The sequence below is a fragment of the Candidatus Burkholderia verschuerenii genome (assembly GCF_001189365.1).
Taxonomy (GTDB): domain Bacteria; phylum Pseudomonadota; class Gammaproteobacteria; order Burkholderiales; family Burkholderiaceae; genus Caballeronia; species Caballeronia verschuerenii.
Window position 1 is genome coordinate 1 of sequence record NZ_LFJJ01000055.1, and the last position, 16,797, is coordinate 16,797.

The window sequence follows — 16,797 nt, forward strand, 5'->3', positions numbered from 1 at the left end:
AGGAAAAGTCAATGGAGGAAACTTATGGCACAGCCGCCTAAAGAGACGACCGCAGCAAGCCGGTAGCCATCGGCAAGCTGGTCGATACGCAATTCATGAAGCTCGCCCGCGCGAAGCCCGCGCAGCCGACCGACCATCCGCACATCGCGGGGAAGATCCAGCCCATTACGCAAGCGCCCCTTGGCAAGCGTGTATGGGCGACCGGTGCGGAAAAGAAGCTGCTCGACTTCGCCGTAACGATCGTGACCGAACCGCCGCTAGGCGAGGACATGGCTTTTTCGCACGCTATCCTTTGCCAAGTCGGATTGCCGCGTGCGCGCATCGAGGACCGCGACTTCATGCGCCGCAGCGGCGATGCCTGGTTGAACGTGCAGGCCGGCTATCTGGACGAGGGCAAAGGCCCTGTCCCGCAGCCGGTCCCCTACGGGGTGATGCCGCGCCTCGCGCTCGCATGGGTTTCGACTTACGCCAAGCGGCACAACACGCGCGAGGTGCCGATCGGCGACAGCGCCGCGCAATTCCTCCGGCTTGTCGGCATGGATAGGCAGGGCAACCGCTACGCGACATTGCGCAAACAGATGCACGCCCTCGCCGCCTGCCGGCTCCAACTCGGGTTCAAAGGCCGCACCTTCAACGGCCAGCCCGTCGAACAATTCGACGCTTGGCTGTCAAATCGCGACACCCCCCAACACAGCTTATGGCCGGGCGTGATGATCCTGTCAGACGGCTATTTCAAGGAGCTGATCGAAAGCGGCGTGCCGCTCGACAACCGCGCCTTGATGGCCCTGAGCGGGTCCGCTTTGGCGCTCGACGTGTATTGCTGGCTTGCCCATCGGCTCTATCGCATCGAGGGGCGGCCGATCGTCCTGCATTGGAAGAACCTGCGAGAGCAGTTCGGGCAGGAGTACCGGGGCAAAGACCCGGACAAGGATTTCAAGAAGGAATTTCTGTCGGCGCTGCGCAAAGTGCTCGCCGTCTATCCGAAGGCGAAGGTCCGGCAGGTGACGGGCGGATTGATGCTCATGGCCTCACCGCCACCGATCCCACCGAAGGAATTCAACATACCAGCCTGTTGAAAACCCTGTGAATCCAATAAGTTATTCGCGTTAAATCGCCCCCCCTGAGTGCGTTAAATCGCCCCCCCCCAGAGGCCGTTTTATGCGTTAAATCGCCCCCCCCCTAAACCTGTAAGGTTTTGCCTATAAGAATCCCTATAATCTTTCCTTGTAATTGGCCAGCAGAATTGTGGATAAACCGCAAGCGGCTTACCCACCGAATTCTTTGGCCGCGCTCTCCCGTGGACAATGCGCTACGCGCACCGGCCCGATAGGGCCTTTGCCCACAGGCTCGCTTTTCCAACAAGATTTTTTATTTGTTTTTGAAAAGAAAAAAGGCAAAAGCAAACCCCATCTGCCTTGATGCCGGCCCCCGCAAATTGTAGGATTGAATCCTATTGATCGACAGGAGGGCAGCACATGCGCTCGACACAGCAGTTCAGCATCACGCTTCCTAATGACATGGCCGACATGGTGAAAACGAAGGTCGCCACCGGCCAGTACGCCACGGAAAGCGAAGTGATCCGGGAGGGCCTTCGCGCCCTAGCCGAACGCGATAAAGCGGTTGAGCAGTGGTTGCGCGAAAAAGTCGTGCCGGCCGCGCAAGCCATCAAGGCTGACCCGAGCCGCGCCCGCAGCATCGGGCAGGTTCGCGAGCACCTGGCCGACAAGCGCAAGCGAGCAGGCTCCGGCGCAGCGTGAGCTACACGGTTCAATTCAGCCCCGAGGCGCAGGACCAGCTAGACGAGCTGGAAGCCTTCATTGCCGACGCCGCCGCGCCCGCCGTGGTGGCCGGCTACGTCGATGCGATCGTGACCTACTGCGAAAGCCTACAGACGTTCCCCGAGCGCGGCGCACGCCGCGACGACCTCATGCCCGGCCTGCGGATCACCAGCTACCGCCGCCGCGCCGTGATTGCGTTCCTAGTGGACGCGCCGGCTCAAACTGTCTCGATCGTGGGCGTGTTCTACGGCGGGCAGGACTACGAAGCCCGGTTCCTGGGCGACCTCGACGACTAGCCGCTTCTCCCCCTGTTCCACGGCAAACAAAAAGGCCCGAAGTGCGGCAACACTTCGGGCCTCTGTATTCCGTCCGACTATGCAGGAGTGAACGAGCAGTAGCTGTTCGAGCATTGTAGACCGCAACCCCTCGGAATCCAAGTCCCCCACCCTACTAGCCCTTGCGTTTGTAGTATCGCGTAGTATCATACAACATACTATCTACTACACATGAGGCGCAGTTATGGCTATCACCCGCGATGCGATTTGGCAGGTCGCCGACGCCCTCGACGCCGAGGGCATCAAGCCGACCCTCGCCGCCGTCCGCAAGAAAGTCGGAGGCGGCAGCTACACGACGATTCATGAGGCCATGACCGAATGGAAGTCGCGCCGGCAGCAGGCCGCGACGCCGGCCGCCGATCCAGCGCCGCCCGAGCTGGCAGACCGGGCCGCCTCAATGGCAGGCGAAATCTGGACGTTCGCCCGCGCCGCCGCTGACCTGGCGCTTGCCGGCGAACGCCAGCAGATGGAGGCCGAGCGCGCCGAGCTGCGCGCCCAGGCCGCCGAGGCGGTTGAAGTCGCGGACAGCCTCACCGAGGAAAACGACCGCATGAAATCGGATGTGGCCGAGCTGGCCCAGCTGCGCCAAGAGCATGAGCGCACCCTTGCCGAGCTGAAGCGCAAGAGCGGGGAGGAAATCAACCGCACGATGGAGAAAGCGAACCGCAAGGACAGCGAGGCGATGGAGGCCCGCAAGAGCGAGCGCGCCGCGCTCGATCGGGCCGCGCATCTTGAGGGACAGGTGGACGCGCTGAAAGGCCAGCTCGCCGACCTCACAGCCACGCTCAAGCCGCGTGCCGGGGGCCGCCAGTGATCCGCCCTGCCCTTCATGCCATCATCGCCGCGATCCTGGCCGCGACCGCGCTGGCCTGTTCGGCCGCCACCTTTGCCGGCGAAGTCGTCGCCGTGCTGGACGGCGACACGGTAGACGTGCTGGTCAACCGGCAAACCGTCCGCGTGCGCCTGGCCGCGATCGACGCGCCGGAAATCCGGCACGGCACCCGCAACCCCGGCCAGCCCTTCGTCCAACGCTCGCGACAGTCGCTCGCTGGCATGGTATTCCATCAAAATGTAATAATTGATGAAGAAGGCACCGACCAATACGGGCGAGCCATCGGCACCATATGGGAGGGGAATTTCAACGTAAATGCGGAACAGGTGCGGCGTGGCATGGCATGGGTCTATCGCCACTACTCGCACGATCCGAAGTTGCTCCAAATGGAGCAGGAAGCCCGCGCAGAGCGGCGCGGATTATGGGCGGACCCGAACCACGTTCCGCCTTGGGATTATCGTCATTCGAGGTGAACAGATCATGCGGAAATTGCTTGCGTTAGTGTCATTGATTGCCGTCGCCGGCTGCGCCCACCAGCCCGCAGCCGGCCTGCTCAATACCATTGCGGTCCCTACCCCCGTTCAGAACTGGGTGCGATGCGATCTAGTGTTCGACAACGCGGGCGCGCTTGGCGGATACGCGCAGCTTGTCGGCGTGCCGATCGCGGACACGGTTGAGAAACAGACACGCGGCCTTTCCGGCGAGCTGACGCCGGGCACGCCTGCAATGATGTTCACCTGGCTAGAAGCGCCGCGCAGCGCCTCATGGATGAATGGCGTTCACGTCCCGCTATCGGTCGCGTTCCTTGACCGAAACGGGACCGTGACGGAGATTCAAAACATGGAGCCGGACACCAATGTTTTTCATTGGTCCGCCGCGCCGGCTATTGCCGCGCTTGAAGTCGGGCAAGGCACGTTCGAGCGCCTTGGCGTGCATGTCGGCTCCCGCATGGACGTGCAGCAATGCAATGGCCCGATCGTCTATCCCGGCCTGCAAAATCCGCGCTTTCGCGCGGGCTAATCGCACCCCAAAGACAGGAGGAAGCACACATGGCAACAGCCCGAGAAATTGAGGATATGACCGTGGCGGCTCGCACTCATCAAGTGCATGGCCGTATTCCCGATGGCGAATGGCAGCGGTTCACGCAAGCGGCCGAAGGCGCGTTCGACGGCCAGCTTCGGGCGCGTGGTAACGATCGTCTGCTCGACCACGATCAGCTCGCCGCTATGGGCCTCGCCCGTCAGATGGCCGTCGCCGATCGCAGCCGCGAAAATCCGTTCGAGCACGAACAATTGCGGCGAGCCTTCAACAGCGAACGGACATACGAAGCCACGCGCGAGGCGACTTACGGGAACGTCGTGCAGGCCGGCATCGACGGCTTGGCGCTCCCGGCCGAAATTCGCCATGAGCGGGCTTTGCTGGAAGCCTACCGCGACGGCCTGGCCGAGCGCGAAAACAACCTGCAAACGCAACAGCGCGGCGAACCGGATCAGGCCGGCAACAACGCAGAGCTGTCGATCGAGGCGCGGCAGCTCGCCAACCCGGGCGCAGGCGATCCAGTGATGCAGATGGGGATGAAGATTCCCGCAGGCCGCCAAGCGCAAGCGCGCGACGTGGCCGAGCAGCTCGCGCACAGCGAGGACGTTCACGGCAAGCCGCAGATCGAGCGGGCCGAGCCGGGGCGGTCCTATGAGGGGCGCGTTGTGGACGTGACCGAAAATCGCGTGTTCCAGAACGTCGGCGATCGCGTGATCGAGCATGACCGTCAGGCGTTGACCGGCAGAGGTATGTCGGGCGAGCTGGCCGGGCGCGAGGTGAAGATCGACTATCCGCACGGTCGCGTGGGGCTGGTCAAAGAGGCCGGCCAGGCGCGGGAAATGGGCCAGCAGGAGAAGGCCCTACAGAAGGACTACGGCGGTCGGGAAAGGTAGCGCCATGACCGCACGATGGGAAACAAACACGCGCTGGTACGAGGCGGAGATCTTCTGCGATTTGTTCGGTTCGTGGACCGTCGTGCGGGCTTGGGGCGGCAAGGGTTCGCGCCGGCATGGCGGCATGATCGACGTGGTTCAGGACGAGGCCGCGGCCGTCGCCAGAATCGAGGTTTTGAGCAAAGAGCACAGCCGTCGAAATCCACCGTATCAGCGCGTGGCCTAGCAACCCTGGGCGTGCCCCTCCGCTGCGCTGCGGGTCGGGCTTTCGTGCTCCGCATCGAGCCGCTGCGCGTCTCGCCCCTGCGGGCTTCAATCCACGGCCCTAGCGGGCCTCTCACGCCTCCGGCCGGATAGAGGCCTGCGCGCGCTCCGCTTGCCCCTCCGGGCCGCCCACGCGGCCCTGCGCGCCATTCGGGCTTGCCCTCCCCTCCGCATCGAGCGCCGGCAGCTCATCGGCGCCGATCGGCAGCTACAGCCCTTGAACCTGCCTTCCGGCCCGGCTTCCACGGTCAAGGGGCTTTCGCGGCATATCCTCACCGGCTGCGCCGGCTCCGGTATTCCACGGTCCCCTTGACCGCGCCGGCCCTACAGGCAGGACGGGCCTACCGCGACCGACCGACACCGACGAGCAGACCCACCAGCGCAGCTCTTTCCATGCTCCAGGTCGAATGATCGTGACGGCCTGCGGCCGTCGCATTCAATGCAGAACGCCGGCCTTCGGCCGACGAAAGGCCCGCTTCCTCCCTCGACCTCCAAGCAGGCCCGGAAAGTCGAGTGGAGGCAAGTCTATATTTTCGCATTTATCTATTTATTGCTATTGACTCTGCCCGGCTATTGTCATATAATTGTCTCATCGGTTGGCTATAGTTGTCCTATATCTGTCCGATCCACCAACAAGAAAAGGAGCCTAAATCGTGGTCAATTTCTTCCGAAATACCGATACCGCCGTCCCGGTCCTGTTCTATTTCGACAAGGCCGAAAAGCTGCGCGAGTTCGAGGCGTTCACCGTCGAGGCAATGCCGCAGGCCCGCCCGCATCAGATCCACGCCCAAGTCACCGCGTGGTGTGTATGTGCGCCAAGTACCGTTTCATCGACCGCCGCGAAGTCATCGCCGAATTTCCGAACGAGCTTTACGCGACGATCTTCCGCGACATGGCCGAGAAAACGGCCGCCCACATCTGACATTCCCCATCGGCCCGGATCACGCGGCGGCAACCGCGCCGGGCTTCCATCACCAGCAGGAGTGAACCACCATGAACGCATACGAGCAAAAGCAGGCCGCACGCCGCGCACGCTACGAGGACCGCGCCGAGAAGGCCAGCACCGCGAGCGAGGCCACCTATCAGCAGGCCCGCACGATGGCCGAGGCTATCCCGTTCGGTCAACCTATCCTGATCGGCCACCACAGCGAGACGCGCGACCGGAACTATCGCGCCCGGATTCATAACACCTTCGGCAAGGCGTTTGCGCTGCACGACAAGGCCAAGCACTACGAGGGCAAGGCCGCAGCCGTCGGCACTGGCGGCATTTCCAGCGACGACCACGACGCGATCGAGAAGCTACGCGCCGAGCTGGCCGACATCGAGGCCGCGCAAGACAAGATGAAGGCCGCCAATCGCGCCATCCGTCGCAACAACCGCGACGAGCTGGCCGAGCTGGGATTTTCCGCGCAGCAGATCGAGGAGCTTTTCACGCCCGATGCTTGCCGCCGTGTCGGCTTTCCGTCCTACGCGCTGAACAACAACAGCGCCAACGCGCGCCGCATCGAGCAGCGGATCAAGCAGCTTGAACGCCTCAAGGATCGCGGCGACGTGGAGAAGGCCGGCGCGGGCTACACCTATCGCGAGGACACGACCGAAAACCGCGTCATGTTCGAGTTTCCGGGCAAGCCCGATGCCGACACGCGCGCCCTGTTGAAGCGCCACGCCTTCAAGTGGTCGCCGACCCGTAACGCATGGGTTCGCCAGCTCACCAATGCCGGCATCTATGCGGGCCAGCAGGTCCGCGCCGCGCTCGATAGCGTGGAGGGCTGACCGATGGCGAAGGCGCAGCGGATCACGCCGGAGAGCATGGGAAAGGAGCGCGACCGGAAAGCCGCCGAGCTCGCCGCTTCCATGCCCGAGGACCGGGCCGGCTTGCTGGCCGTGACGGCCGAGGCGACGGCCGAGTTTCACGCCGCCGTGCTGGCCTGCGACGACGCCGCCGCGCAGATCGCGGCCGACCGCTACGACGCGGCAGTCTGGAAGTTGAACGGCGGGACTTCCTTCGGCGTCATGGACAGCAGCAACCCCGAGGCGGGCGGCATCCTGGCCGAGGCCCATTGCCGCGCCGACGCGGGCACGGTCCCCATGTGGAACCAGACCGGCGAATTCCTCATCACCGTTCAGGGCGTGCGCGCCGTGGTGCGCGTGCGCGATGGCTTCGGGCGCTTCCGTGTCAGCATGGGCTTTCACGTCGTGGACGCGGACAAGCCGTTTATCAGCGAAACCGGCTATCGGTCGCACTTCGACACGGCGCGGGGAGGGCGCACCGTGGACGAGGTAGCAATCAGCGTCTTCACGGCCTTGCTCGCTGAAAAGCGCATCCCGCTCGCGCCGGAGTATCGCCAGCGCCGAGGCGACGAGGCCGCGCCCGCGTGGCTCGCCGAGTTGGCCGCGCCGGATGCCGGCGAACTGGTGTTCGAGGATCGAGCCGGGCAGATGGCTTTCGGCTTCTAAAACTGGACAATCCACACAAGGGCGCGGCTTTCCCGGCCGCGCCTTTCGTTTGCGTCCTACATTCGTCCTACTGACCGGCGATCGGCGTCCGATTCCTGTCCTAGACCGGCTCGAACGCGGCTGCGCCGCATTCCTCGCCACCGCACAGCACCCGCAGATTCGGCTTGCCCCATACCTGCGCCGCGCACGTCGGGCAGCGGTATTTGATCCGGTTCGAGCGGTTGACCTGGCCCTCTGGCGGCAGCTCGACCAGTCCGGCCAGGTCTACGCCCTCGTTGTCGTCCTCGTCGTCTTCGCCGGCATCGCCGCCGCCAACCGAGGGCAGGGGGGACCGTGGCCGTTCCGGGGGGAAGCGGTCAAACCACGAGAGCTTGAATTCCCGCGTCAGCAGCTCCGCGCAGGCCACATCGAACGCGCCGCCCGCGACGATGTAGTGCGTCATGCGCTCGCCGACCTTGTGCCCGCCCGGCTCGCCGGTATCGCTTGGCATCAGGCCGATTTCTTCCATGCGCGCCGCCCATTCCTTGTTGTGGTAGCCACGCCGGCCGGGCTTGCCATGATGGAACTGCCATGCGTGGACCATTTCATGGGCCAGCGTGGAGAGCGTTTCGCGGATCGAGCGGATAGCGAAATAGCTAGGGTTCATCGCGATTTCGTCCGTGCGCTGGCCGGAGTGGTGGACGAACCGCGCCGAGGAGAAATAGCCGTAGGTCCGCCGCTCGCGCTGCAAGGTAATCAGGCAGTCGGCGAGCTGGCCGCCGAACAGCGCCGAGTTGAAGTGCTCGAACGCCTGTTGCAGCTCCGCATAGGCTTCCGGTGTCGGTTGCATCGGCGTCAGTCCCCCGGCGCTTGGGCCGCTTCGCGCGCCCGCTTGAAGGCTTCCCATGCGTCCACGGCGCGGCCTGTCTGTCCGGCCTCGCTCATCCAGAAGCGCCGGGCCTGTTCGTCCAGCGCGTTCCACCATGCAATGCCGGCGCGTTCGTCGGCTGTCGCTTCGCGTTCCATCGTGGCACCCCGTCAGTGAGTGGATTGCACAATCCATATAATGGATTGTGCAATCCAGAAGAAAGAGACGTGAAAAGGCGGCCCCCGGCAAGGGACCGCCCCGGCTCACCCGCCGAAAAAGTGATGGCTGATCGCCAATGCGGCCAGAATGCCGCCTAGAAGGCCCGCAGCGAGGCCCACAACGCCAGCCATGATGGCGAAGCGGGTAGCGGCCTTGTCCACCACCTGGGCCGCCTTGTGGCTTTCCTTGGCGGCTACGACCATGCCGTCCATTGCGCCCGCTGCGCGCTTGGAGAACTCGGACAGAAAGCGGTCGCCGGCAGCGTTGACGCTACCGGCCGCCGTTTCGCCGGCCCCCCGGACCTTCGCCACTGCCGTATCAACGGCAGCGGGGAGGGTGGCTTTCAGGGCTTCCGCCCTGTCCAACAGGTCGCCCACGTCGCCGAGCAATTCGGCAATGAGGGCTTCCCGGTGAGTGTTGGGGCCGGCCATCGTCGCGCCCCTACTTCGACGTGATCGCGGCGAAAACCTCATCGAGGTTCGCTTGCGCGGACTCGGCGAGGCGCTTCATGGAAATCATGGATGCCGCCGCCTGCTTTTCTTCGGGCTTGGTCGCGGCGCGGAGCTGCGCCTTGTAGTCCGTCTGATCCGCGATCAATTCTGGGATCGTCTTTTTGTTCTGCCGCATCCGCTGATACAGCTCCGAGAACTGGATCACGGCCTTGGGCTTGAGCGTGAAAGCCTTGCTGTCCTCATGGAACGCGAACAGCGGATAAAAGGCGTCCTCGACCGTTTCGTCGGCTTCCAGCTTGTTGAACACGACGCGGACCTTTTTCGGCGAAACGCCCATCGACGCGAGCGCTTGAATGGTCGCGATCGTATCCTTGATTTGCTTGTCCTCTTTGACGGCCGGCACGACGAAATAATCCATATCCTCATGCGAACCGCGATATTGCCGCATGAGCTTGATGAAGTCCTCGACGTTCGACGCGCCTACGTCGATCACCGCAGCGTCGATCATCATCAGTTGCTCTTGGAGCTGGCCGAACTGCTTACCGCGCACGGTTTCGCTATCGCCTTCGTCCGCGTTGATGGATTCGACCGACACATATTCCGCGCCCTTGATGCGCGGGAACAGCAGGTGACGCGCCACGGTGGACTTGCCGACATTGCCCGAAAAATTGATGACAGCTACTTTCATTTCTTTTCACTCCTAGTTTTGCCGAACAGAGGCCGACTTTTGCCGAGGTACTTTTCGCCAATCGCATCGCGCTTTTTAGGATCAAGCGCATCCTCGAATTGGTTCTCCGCGACAGGAGCCGGTGTTTGATCCTCGCTATCCTCACTGGCCGACGAATTGCCGTTCGTCACGCTGGCCGGTCTTGATGGCGGGGACGTTACCCCTACCGCCCGGTTTTTGGCCCGGTAGCGATAGAGATTCTTGCGGAGGGTTTCGAGCTTGACCTCGATTCCCGCCTCGGCCAGCGCCGCCACGATTTCCTCATGGCGAACGCCGTCCTGCACTTTGCGATCTATCTCCGGCATCACCTGTCGGAGCTTTGCCGCAGCCGTTGAGCCGGTCAGGCCGGCTATAGCTTCCTTGAGCTTGTCTTTTTCCACACTGGCCACCTTCCAGTTTCCGAGAGTGTCCGAAGTTTGTCCTATGTATGTCCCACTGTCAACCCATGCCGTCCGAAATCGGTCCTCAATTTGTCCTATCGGTGTCCTGTTCTCCGATTGGCTGCGCCAATCGGTGCAGTTCGATACCCTCCTTAAGGGGGCATCGTGCCTGCGGGACCGTTTTCGCACAAAAAGAGAGGGTGTTTTATCCTTAACCCAGGCTATGCACCATACGCACCCTGTCGGGTGTTCTAAGTCATTGATTCTCATTGACTTTCGTATGTCGCCAGGTCAATGACGATATACGAATGCTTATACATTGTTCATAGTATATCATGTAAACACGGCATAAAACGCTATACACTGCGCTATACACTACCAACGAGGCACACGGCACACATGGCAAACCCCATCCCGATCAGGCTCAGCGACGAGAAATGGGCTTACTACAGCGAACAGGCGCAGGCCGCAGGAATCGGCCTCTCGACCTACCTCAAGCGCCGGCTTGAGCAGGGCGACCAGGTGGCCGAGCAACTGGCCGAGCTGCGCCGCATCGTCGCCGAAGGCTTCGGCGAGCTGCGCGACCGTGGCGATTCGGGCAGCGCCGCCGCGCCGATCGCGGGCCGCGATCCGACCGACGCGGCCATGATGACGGAAATGCTTATCTTGCTGCGGAGTGTCGTCGGCGCGGATAAATTGCAGGTCGCACATGGCGAATTGCGCCGGCAGGGCTTGCCTGTCTGGACTGGCGAAAAAGGAGGAAAGAAATGAACGATATTGAGCGCCGGCAATTATCGGCCGGCATCATCATTGCCCTTCCGGTTATGGCATGGGTAGCGGTCGCGAATAAGACCGAGACATTGACGCCGGGCCACAAAATCCGGGCGCTCTATCAGGTCGCGCTTGAGACGCCGCATAAGCCGTATCTGATCGCGGCATTAGTCGGCGGGCTAGTCCTTGCGATCCTCTGCGTTTGGCTTCTGGCGTCAGTCGGAAAGATCGAGTTTGCCGGCGCACCGTTCCGCAAGTTTTTGCGTGGAACGCGCATCGTGTCAGCGGAAAAGCTCGCGCGGGAAACGACCGAAAAGAAGCGGCAGCAAGTGACGCTCGCGAAGGTTCCCATTCCTACCAGCATCGATAATCTGCACATGCTCATTGGTGGCGGAACCGGCGCGGGTAAATCGACCTTGTTTCGCGAAGTCGCGCTAGGCGCGGCCAAGCGACGGGACCGGATGATTTGCCTTGATCCGAACGGCGACATGCTCGCGAAGTTCTGGAAAGAGGGCGACGTTATTCTCAATCCCTACGACCAGCGTACCGAGGGATGGTCATTTTTCAACGAGATACGCGCTGACTACGATTTCCACCGCTACGCGCTGTCAATCGTGCCGCTTGGCCGCACGGCCGAGGCCGAGGAATGGGCCGGTTATGGCCGCCTGCTATTGCGCGAGACAGCCCGCAAACTCGCCGTGATGGGTCAGCCGTCTATCCGCGAGCTGTTCCGCTGGACGACGATCGCGCCGCCCGAGGAATTGCAGGAATTCCTTTCGGGGACGCTGGCCGAATCCCTGTTCGTCGGATCGTCCGAGGCCACCAAGGCGCTATCGTCCGCCCGGTTTGTCCTATCCGACAAGCTGCCCGAGCACGTTGCCATGCCGCAGGGCGCTTTCTCGCTGCGGACCTGGCTCGAAAACCCCAAGGCCGGCAATCTCTGGATTACGTGGCGCGAGGACATGGCCCCGGCGCTGCGGCCGCTTATCTCGGCGTGGATCGACGCGCTTTTCGTGTCGATCCTGTCCATGCCCGAAGATCCACGACGCCGCATTTGGGCGTTCATTGACGAGCTGGCCTCGCTCGAAAAACTAGCCACGTTGGAAGATGCGTTGACCAAGGGCCGCAAGTACGGCCTGCGGGTCATCGCCGGCCTGCAATCGACCTCGCAGCTCGATGACATTTACGGGCGCGACAAGGCGCAAACGCTGCGGAGCTGCTTTAGCTCGCTCGCCGTGCTGCGTATCTCGAAATCGGATCCGGCCACGGCCGATGATTTCAGCAAGGCGCTTGGCGAACACGAAGTCGAGCGCGAGAGCCGCAACAGCGGCACGCGCAGCAGCGGCACCGGCAAGCAGACTGTCCACGAACGGGAGCGCGTCGTCGCGCCGGCCGAGCTGACCTCGCTGCCCGACCTGGCCGGATACATCGCCTTTGTCGGCGATCGGCCTATAGCCCGGTTCAAGACCGAATATCAGGGCTTCAAGAACCGGCATCCCGGCTTTGTCGAGCGGAGCGCCGTGGCCTTCGGAGGATAAGACATGCTCAGCATGAAGGTGTTGACCCGGCAGGACGTAGGGAAGGCCGCGAACTACTACGGGGACGGCGCGGATGACTACTACGCCAAGGAAGGCAACGCCAAGGAATGGCAGGGCGAGGGCGCGGCCGAGCTTGGCTTGTCGGGCGAAATCGACGCGGAGCGGTTCAAGGAGCTGCTGGCCGGGCAGGTCGCGCTCGGCATCCGCGTCAGCCGCGGTTCGACGCGAGGCGACGCGAAAGAGCGGATCGGCCTGGACCTCACCTTTTCCGCGCCCAAGAGCGTATCCATGCAGGCGCTTGTCGCTGGCGACGCCCGCGTGATCGAGGCGCACGACCGCGCCGTGACAGCAGCGGTCAAAGCGGCCGAGGAAAAGGCGCTTGCCCGTCGCAAGGTGGACGGCAAGGCACAGGTAGAGCGCAGCGGAAACCTGATCGTCGCGAAGTTTCGGCACGAAACCAGCCGTGAGCGCGATCCGCAGCTCCACACCCACGCCGTGGTGATGAACCTCACCCGGCGCAGCGATGGCGAATGGCGGGCGCTGAAGAACGACGAGATTGTGAAATCGCTTCGCCACCTGGGCGCGGTCTACCGCGCCGAGCTGGCCGCCGAGTTGCAGGGCATGGGCTACCAGCTCCGGCACGAACTGGATGGCACGTTCGAGCTGGCCAACATCAGCCGCGAACAGCTCACGGAGTTCAGCCAGCGCGCCAAACAGATCGAGGAACGGCTTGCGGCGCAGGGATTGACCCGCGAGCAGGCCAGCACGTCGCAGAAGCAGCAGGCGACCATGCAGACCCGCGCCCGCAAGAACGTCATCGACCGCGATGCGGTCTACAACGATTGGCAGGAGAGGGTGCGCGACCTTGGCATAGATTTCGGCCGGCGCGAGTGGCACGGCGAGGGCCGCGAACGTGGCCCCGACGTGGCCCGCAACAGCGCCGAGGCCCCCGAGCTGGCCGCCGCGCGCGCCGTGCGCTACGCGGTCAACCACCTGACCGAGCGGCAAGCCGTCATGGACGAACGCGAGCTGATCGACGTTGCCATGAAACACGGTGTTGGCACCGTTCGGATGCCCGACGTTCAGGCTGAGGTAAAGCGGCAGACCGAGGGCGGTTTTCTCATCAAGGAGGCCTCGATCTACCGGCCGGCCAGCGAAGCCGGGCCCGGCGCGGACCTCACGCGGCAGGCTTGGATAGGCGTGCTGGTCGACAAGGGCATGACGAAGGATGCCGCACGCGCCCGCGTCGATCGCGCGATCGGCGAGGGCGGGCTTGTCGCGATCGAGGGCCGCTACACCACACAGACCGCGCTCGAGCGTGAGAAACGTATCTTGCAGATCGAGCGCAGCGGGCGCGGCCAGGTCGCGCCAGTCCTGCCGCAGGAAGCCGCCCGCGAACGTCTAGCGGCGACCAACCTCAATGACGGCCAGCGCCACGCGGCCGAGCTGATGGCGAGCACCGCGAACCGGGTTGTTGCTGTGCAGGGCTTCGCCGGCACTGGCAAATCGCACATGCTGGATACGGCCAAGGCCATGATCGAGGGCGAAGGCTATCAGGTCCGCGTCCTGGCCCCATACGGGATGCAGGTCAAAGCCCTCCGAGAGCTTGGCGTCGAGGCGAACACGCTGGCCTCGTTCCTCCGCGCCAAGGACAAGAACATCGACGGCCGCACCGTACTTGTGATTGACGAGGCCGGCGTGGTCCCGACCCGCCTCATGGAGCAGACCTTGCGGCTTGCCGAGCAGGCCGGCGCGCGTGTCGTGCTGATGGGCGACACGGCGCAAACCAAGGCGATCGAGGCCGGCCGGCCTTTCGATCAATTGCAGGCGGCCGGTATGAGCACGGCGAAGATGGGCGAGATTCAGCGCCAGAAAGACCCGGTGCTGAAAGCGGCCGTCGAGCTGGCCGCCCACGGCGACACGCGCGGCTCGCTCGCCAAGATCGCTGGTGTTGCTGAAATCAAGAACGATGGCGAGCGCCGGGCCGAGCTGGTGAAAGACTTCATCGCGCTTGCGCCGGCAGAGCGTGAGGCAACACTGATCGTCAGCGGCACGAACGAGGCGCGGCGCGAAATCAATACCCGCGTGCGCGAAGCGATCGGCACCGCAGGGCAGGGGCTTGAGTACGATACGCTGATACGCCGCGACAACACGCAGGCCGAACAGCGGTTCTCGAAAAACTACCACGTGGGCGACGTGATCCAGCCGGAGAAGGACTACAAGACCGGCTTGCAGCGCGGCCAGCTCTATCGCGTGCTCGATACCGGCCCCGGCAACCGATTGACGGTTGCCGGCGACGACGGCCAGCGGATCACCTTTTCGCCGCTCACCCACACCAAGCTATCGGTCTACCTGCCGGAGCGATCCGAGCTGGCGAAGGGCGACACGATCCGCATCACCCGAAACGACGCCGCCCTAGACCTGGCTAACGGCGACCGCTTCAAGGTGGCCGAGGTCGCGCCCGGCAGACTCACGATCGAGGGCGCGGGCCGATGCATCGAACTTCCGGCCGACAAGCCGATGCACCTTGACCTGGCCTATGCCACGACGGTTCACAGCGCACAGGGCCTCACGTCGAACCGCGTGTTGATCGAGGCGCAGACGAACAGCCGCACCACGGCCAAGGACGTGTATTACGTCGCCATATCGCGGGCGCGGCACGAAGCCCGGATTTACACCAACGACTTGAAGAAGCTGCCGGCTGCCATCGCCCGCGAGAACCAGAAGCACGCGGCGCTGGACCTTGCCCGCGAGCGCCAAGGCCGCGATCGGTCGCCCAAGCTGCAAAGGCCGACGCTGGCACGTCAGCGGCTTCGCCAGGAGCGGCAAGCCGGACGCGACTAGGGCGTTTCTGCAAAGTCATTTGAGCCGCGATCGAGTAAGCGCGCAAGCTACTTGCCGAGCGGCAGAAAAGTTAATCGACCACAAAGGTTAGCTGCACCCGTCGCGCGCGTTTTCGGCCCTCGGAAGCGCGACGGCTTGGAAAGGCGGGCTTGTATAGCCGCCTGCTTTTCAATTTTCTGGAATCTACTCCATGTCCTCGCGCTACAAATGGGTTTTCGCAATCGTGTTGCTCGTGTTGCTCGTGTTGTTTGTGACTCTCTATGAGATCAATAGCTCTACGATACAATCCACCTACCCGGTCGGTTCATTCGACCATGCGGAATTGCATGTCGGCGGGCTGTTTTCGCCTACGCTAACGGTCGTCTACACTGAACAGGGGTCGGTCATTGTCGATGGCCTGTTCGCGAGCGAACCCGGGCATCCTCTTGAAATTCGCGTTTGGCGATCCGGCCCGAGGGCACTTTGCGCTGTCGGTCGCGATGGCAGCTCGTGCGCTAATGTCGTCAATGACAGCGGCTTACCGTTGCCGTTGCCGTGCTTTGCGGATACACCATCGGATTCCCACTATGGGCGGTCGATACGGCCATCCGACACTGTCACCCCATAGGGGTGATTCCACCATAGGTCTAGCTGGTCCTTGCTGCGTTCTTCGTTCGGCGTCGAGTCAAAAGCCTTCGGCAGCTTGGGATCAAGCGGAATCCGGTTTGCCATATGTGATCCTTGGTTCATTGATGAATCGCATGCGACACAGCACAATTATGTGTGCCTTTGCACGGTCAATTTAGGTATGCCTATCGCCTGTAGACTTCACGGCGATTGCCTATACGAACAACGAGAATGCATAGTTCGCTATCCTCAATGCTCGCAATAATGCGGTAATCACCTACCCTGTATTTCCAGAATTCCCCGAGCTTCGATCCTTTCAAAGCTTCGCCAATACTGCGAGGGTCTTCCAGTACCGCGACACGGCCATGCAGGAATGCAAGGACGCGTTTAGCGGTCTGAAGGTCTAGCTTGGATAGTTCGCGCTCCGCTGCGCGTTCGAACCTAATCTTCCAGACCATAACGCTTCATGAGTTCCTCAATCGCCACGGTGTCGGATTTGCCGCTGCGAACATCTGTTAAACGTTGTTCAGCCAAGTACAGGTCTTCGAGGTCATCAATGTGCCCCACAATGGCCTCGGTGGCGTAAAAAGTTTTGCTGCGGCCAGTGCGCGCGGCGAGGTCGGCAAGCCTCGTCTCAACGTCACTGGGAAGCCGAATTGAAATAGGCATGTATGTGCTTCCTCTCAAATGCGATACAAGTATCGCATTGCGGCACCGCTTGGTCAAGATAGGGTGCATGAGGTGCGCACCTACACGAAAATAGGCTCACCGCGCCGGCTAGGCCGATCAAGATTTGCCCGTACCGAAAAGCAATTG

Annotated in this window: 21 protein-coding genes; 13 read left to right on the forward strand and 8 right to left on the reverse strand. The window is 62.7% G+C overall.

Annotated features, from left to right (window positions below):
• The first annotated feature begins 95 nt into the window (after positions 1 to 95).
• From BVER_RS12180 to BVER_RS12215, 8 genes are all read left to right on the forward strand, one after another.
• On the forward strand, positions 96 to 1,076 hold the full coding sequence (locus BVER_RS12180; protein WP_083452156.1) for a replication protein RepA: 981 nt from the start codon (positions 96 to 98) through the stop codon (positions 1,074 to 1,076).
• 399 nt (positions 1,077 to 1,475) lie between these two features.
• Positions 1,476 to 1,757: a type II toxin-antitoxin system ParD family antitoxin gene (locus BVER_RS12185; RefSeq protein ID WP_050453512.1), complete on the forward strand. Its 282-nt coding sequence runs from the start codon at positions 1,476 to 1,478 to the stop codon at positions 1,755 to 1,757.
• Positions 1,754 to 2,074 (forward strand): type II toxin-antitoxin system RelE/ParE family toxin, encoded by a 321-nt coding sequence (locus BVER_RS12190; protein WP_050453513.1) that lies wholly within the window; start codon positions 1,754 to 1,756, stop codon positions 2,072 to 2,074. Before BVER_RS12185 ends, BVER_RS12190 begins: the two co-directional genes overlap by 4 nt.
• A gap of 223 nt (positions 2,075 to 2,297) precedes the next feature.
• On the forward strand, positions 2,298 to 2,927 hold the full coding sequence (locus tag BVER_RS12195) for a DNA-binding protein (RefSeq protein ID WP_050453514.1): 630 nt from the start codon (positions 2,298 to 2,300) through the stop codon (positions 2,925 to 2,927).
• Positions 2,924 to 3,418, forward strand: coding sequence for a thermonuclease family protein (locus BVER_RS12200; protein WP_232316511.1), 495 nt, complete (start codon positions 2,924 to 2,926; stop codon positions 3,416 to 3,418). Before BVER_RS12195 ends, BVER_RS12200 begins: the two co-directional genes overlap by 4 nt.
• A gap of 7 nt (positions 3,419 to 3,425) precedes the next feature.
• Positions 3,426 to 3,965, forward strand: coding sequence for a DUF192 domain-containing protein (locus tag BVER_RS12205; RefSeq protein ID WP_083452157.1), 540 nt, complete (start codon positions 3,426 to 3,428; stop codon positions 3,963 to 3,965).
• Between the two features lie 29 nt (positions 3,966 to 3,994).
• The gene (locus BVER_RS12210; RefSeq protein WP_157056032.1) at positions 3,995 to 4,876 is read left to right on the forward strand and encodes a KfrB domain-containing protein; all 882 of its coding nucleotides are present in this window, start codon (positions 3,995 to 3,997) and stop codon (positions 4,874 to 4,876) included.
• Between the two features lie 4 nt (positions 4,877 to 4,880).
• Positions 4,881 to 5,102 carry a hypothetical protein gene (locus tag BVER_RS12215; RefSeq protein ID WP_050453517.1) on the forward strand — a complete coding sequence of 74 codons (222 nt, stop codon included), beginning with the start codon at positions 4,881 to 4,883 and terminating at the stop codon, positions 5,100 to 5,102.
• Positions 5,103 to 5,751: 649 nt separating this feature from the next.
• Here the strand turns inward: BVER_RS12215 and BVER_RS32525 are convergent.
• The gene (locus BVER_RS32525; protein ID WP_083452158.1) at positions 5,752 to 5,931 is read right to left on the reverse strand and encodes a hypothetical protein; all 180 of its coding nucleotides are present in this window, start codon (positions 5,929 to 5,931) and stop codon (positions 5,752 to 5,754) included.
• 202 nt (positions 5,932 to 6,133) lie between these two features.
• On the opposite strand from BVER_RS32525, the gene BVER_RS12225 reads away from it, so the two are divergent.
• On the forward strand, positions 6,134 to 6,913 hold the full coding sequence (locus BVER_RS12225) for a DUF3560 domain-containing protein (RefSeq protein ID WP_050453518.1): 780 nt from the start codon (positions 6,134 to 6,136) through the stop codon (positions 6,911 to 6,913).
• A 3-nt stretch (positions 6,914 to 6,916) separates the two neighbouring features.
• Positions 6,917 to 7,597: a hypothetical protein gene (locus tag BVER_RS12230; protein WP_050453519.1), complete on the forward strand. Its 681-nt coding sequence runs from the start codon at positions 6,917 to 6,919 to the stop codon at positions 7,595 to 7,597.
• Positions 7,598 to 7,697: 100 nt separating this feature from the next.
• On the opposite strand, the gene BVER_RS12235 is transcribed toward BVER_RS12230, so the two are convergent.
• The 5 genes from BVER_RS12235 to BVER_RS12250 form a co-directional block, all read right to left on the reverse strand.
• A complete protein-coding gene (locus tag BVER_RS12235; RefSeq protein WP_050453520.1) occupies positions 7,698 to 8,426 on the reverse strand; it encodes a SprT-like domain-containing protein in 729 nt (242 codons plus the stop codon).
• A 5-nt stretch (positions 8,427 to 8,431) separates the two neighbouring features.
• Positions 8,432 to 8,602 carry a hypothetical protein gene (locus BVER_RS31475; protein ID WP_157056033.1) on the reverse strand — a complete coding sequence of 57 codons (171 nt, stop codon included), beginning with the start codon at positions 8,600 to 8,602 and terminating at the stop codon, positions 8,432 to 8,434.
• Between the two features lie 105 nt (positions 8,603 to 8,707).
• A complete protein-coding gene (locus tag BVER_RS12240; RefSeq protein WP_050453521.1) occupies positions 8,708 to 9,094 on the reverse strand; it encodes a hypothetical protein in 387 nt (128 codons plus the stop codon).
• Positions 9,095 to 9,104: 10 nt separating this feature from the next.
• Positions 9,105 to 9,803 carry a StbB family protein gene (gene stbB, locus BVER_RS12245; RefSeq protein ID WP_050453522.1) on the reverse strand — a complete coding sequence of 233 codons (699 nt, stop codon included), beginning with the start codon at positions 9,801 to 9,803 and terminating at the stop codon, positions 9,105 to 9,107.
• Positions 9,800 to 10,222 (reverse strand): hypothetical protein, encoded by a 423-nt coding sequence (locus tag BVER_RS12250; RefSeq protein WP_050453546.1) that lies wholly within the window; start codon positions 10,220 to 10,222, stop codon positions 9,800 to 9,802. The genes stbB and BVER_RS12250 overlap by 4 nt, the downstream gene beginning before the upstream one ends.
• Positions 10,223 to 10,621: 399 nt before the next feature.
• On the opposite strand from BVER_RS12250, the gene BVER_RS12255 reads away from it, so the two are divergent.
• The 3 genes from BVER_RS12255 to mobF are packed head-to-tail and all read left to right on the forward strand — an operon-like array spanning position 10,622 to position 15,375.
• Positions 10,622 to 10,993: a hypothetical protein gene (locus BVER_RS12255; protein WP_050453523.1), complete on the forward strand. Its 372-nt coding sequence runs from the start codon at positions 10,622 to 10,624 to the stop codon at positions 10,991 to 10,993.
• The gene (locus BVER_RS12260; RefSeq protein WP_050453524.1) at positions 10,990 to 12,531 is read left to right on the forward strand and encodes a type IV secretion system DNA-binding domain-containing protein; all 1,542 of its coding nucleotides are present in this window, start codon (positions 10,990 to 10,992) and stop codon (positions 12,529 to 12,531) included. The genes BVER_RS12255 and BVER_RS12260 overlap by 4 nt, the downstream gene beginning before the upstream one ends.
• A gap of 3 nt (positions 12,532 to 12,534) precedes the next feature.
• Positions 12,535 to 15,375 (forward strand): MobF family relaxase, encoded by a 2,841-nt coding sequence (gene mobF / locus BVER_RS12265; protein ID WP_050453525.1) that lies wholly within the window; start codon positions 12,535 to 12,537, stop codon positions 15,373 to 15,375.
• A 791-nt stretch (positions 15,376 to 16,166) separates the two neighbouring features.
• Here the strand turns inward: mobF and BVER_RS12270 are convergent.
• Together BVER_RS12270 and relB are read right to left on the reverse strand one after the other, a co-directional pair.
• The gene (locus BVER_RS12270; RefSeq protein ID WP_050453526.1) at positions 16,167 to 16,439 is read right to left on the reverse strand and encodes a type II toxin-antitoxin system RelE family toxin; all 273 of its coding nucleotides are present in this window, start codon (positions 16,437 to 16,439) and stop codon (positions 16,167 to 16,169) included.
• On the reverse strand, positions 16,423 to 16,650 hold the full coding sequence (gene relB, locus BVER_RS12275) for a type II toxin-antitoxin system RelB family antitoxin (protein ID WP_050453527.1): 228 nt from the start codon (positions 16,648 to 16,650) through the stop codon (positions 16,423 to 16,425). Before relB ends, BVER_RS12270 begins: the two co-directional genes overlap by 17 nt.
• Positions 16,651 to 16,797 lie beyond the last annotated feature (147 nt).

Coding starts and splice junctions, on each gene's coding strand:
- BVER_RS12270 (WP_050453526.1), bottom strand. CDS start 16,439: ATGGTCTGGAAGATTAGGTTCGAACGCGCAGCGGAGCGCGAACTATCC.
- relB (WP_050453527.1), bottom strand. CDS start 16,650: ATGCCTATTTCAATTCGGCTTCCCAGTGACGTTGAGACGAGGCTTGCC.
- BVER_RS12180 (WP_083452156.1), top strand. CDS start 96: ATGAAGCTCGCCCGCGCGAAGCCCGCGCAGCCGACCGACCATCCGCAC.
- BVER_RS12235 (WP_050453520.1), bottom strand. CDS start 8,426: ATGCAACCGACACCGGAAGCCTATGCGGAGCTGCAACAGGCGTTCGAG.
- BVER_RS12215 (WP_050453517.1), top strand. CDS start 4,881: ATGACCGCACGATGGGAAACAAACACGCGCTGGTACGAGGCGGAGATC.
- mobF (WP_050453525.1), top strand. CDS start 12,535: ATGCTCAGCATGAAGGTGTTGACCCGGCAGGACGTAGGGAAGGCCGCG.
- BVER_RS12230 (WP_050453519.1), top strand. CDS start 6,917: ATGGCGAAGGCGCAGCGGATCACGCCGGAGAGCATGGGAAAGGAGCGC.
- BVER_RS12225 (WP_050453518.1), top strand. CDS start 6,134: ATGAACGCATACGAGCAAAAGCAGGCCGCACGCCGCGCACGCTACGAG.
- BVER_RS12260 (WP_050453524.1), top strand. CDS start 10,990: ATGAACGATATTGAGCGCCGGCAATTATCGGCCGGCATCATCATTGCC.
- BVER_RS12185 (WP_050453512.1), top strand. CDS start 1,476: ATGCGCTCGACACAGCAGTTCAGCATCACGCTTCCTAATGACATGGCC.
- BVER_RS12255 (WP_050453523.1), top strand. CDS start 10,622: ATGGCAAACCCCATCCCGATCAGGCTCAGCGACGAGAAATGGGCTTAC.
- BVER_RS12240 (WP_050453521.1), bottom strand. CDS start 9,094: ATGGCCGGCCCCAACACTCACCGGGAAGCCCTCATTGCCGAATTGCTC.
- BVER_RS12205 (WP_083452157.1), top strand. CDS start 3,426: ATGCGGAAATTGCTTGCGTTAGTGTCATTGATTGCCGTCGCCGGCTGC.
- stbB (WP_050453522.1), bottom strand. CDS start 9,803: ATGAAAGTAGCTGTCATCAATTTTTCGGGCAATGTCGGCAAGTCCACC.
- BVER_RS31475 (WP_157056033.1), bottom strand. CDS start 8,602: ATGGAACGCGAAGCGACAGCCGACGAACGCGCCGGCATTGCATGGTGG.
- BVER_RS12210 (WP_157056032.1), top strand. CDS start 3,995: ATGGCAACAGCCCGAGAAATTGAGGATATGACCGTGGCGGCTCGCACT.
- BVER_RS12195 (WP_050453514.1), top strand. CDS start 2,298: ATGGCTATCACCCGCGATGCGATTTGGCAGGTCGCCGACGCCCTCGAC.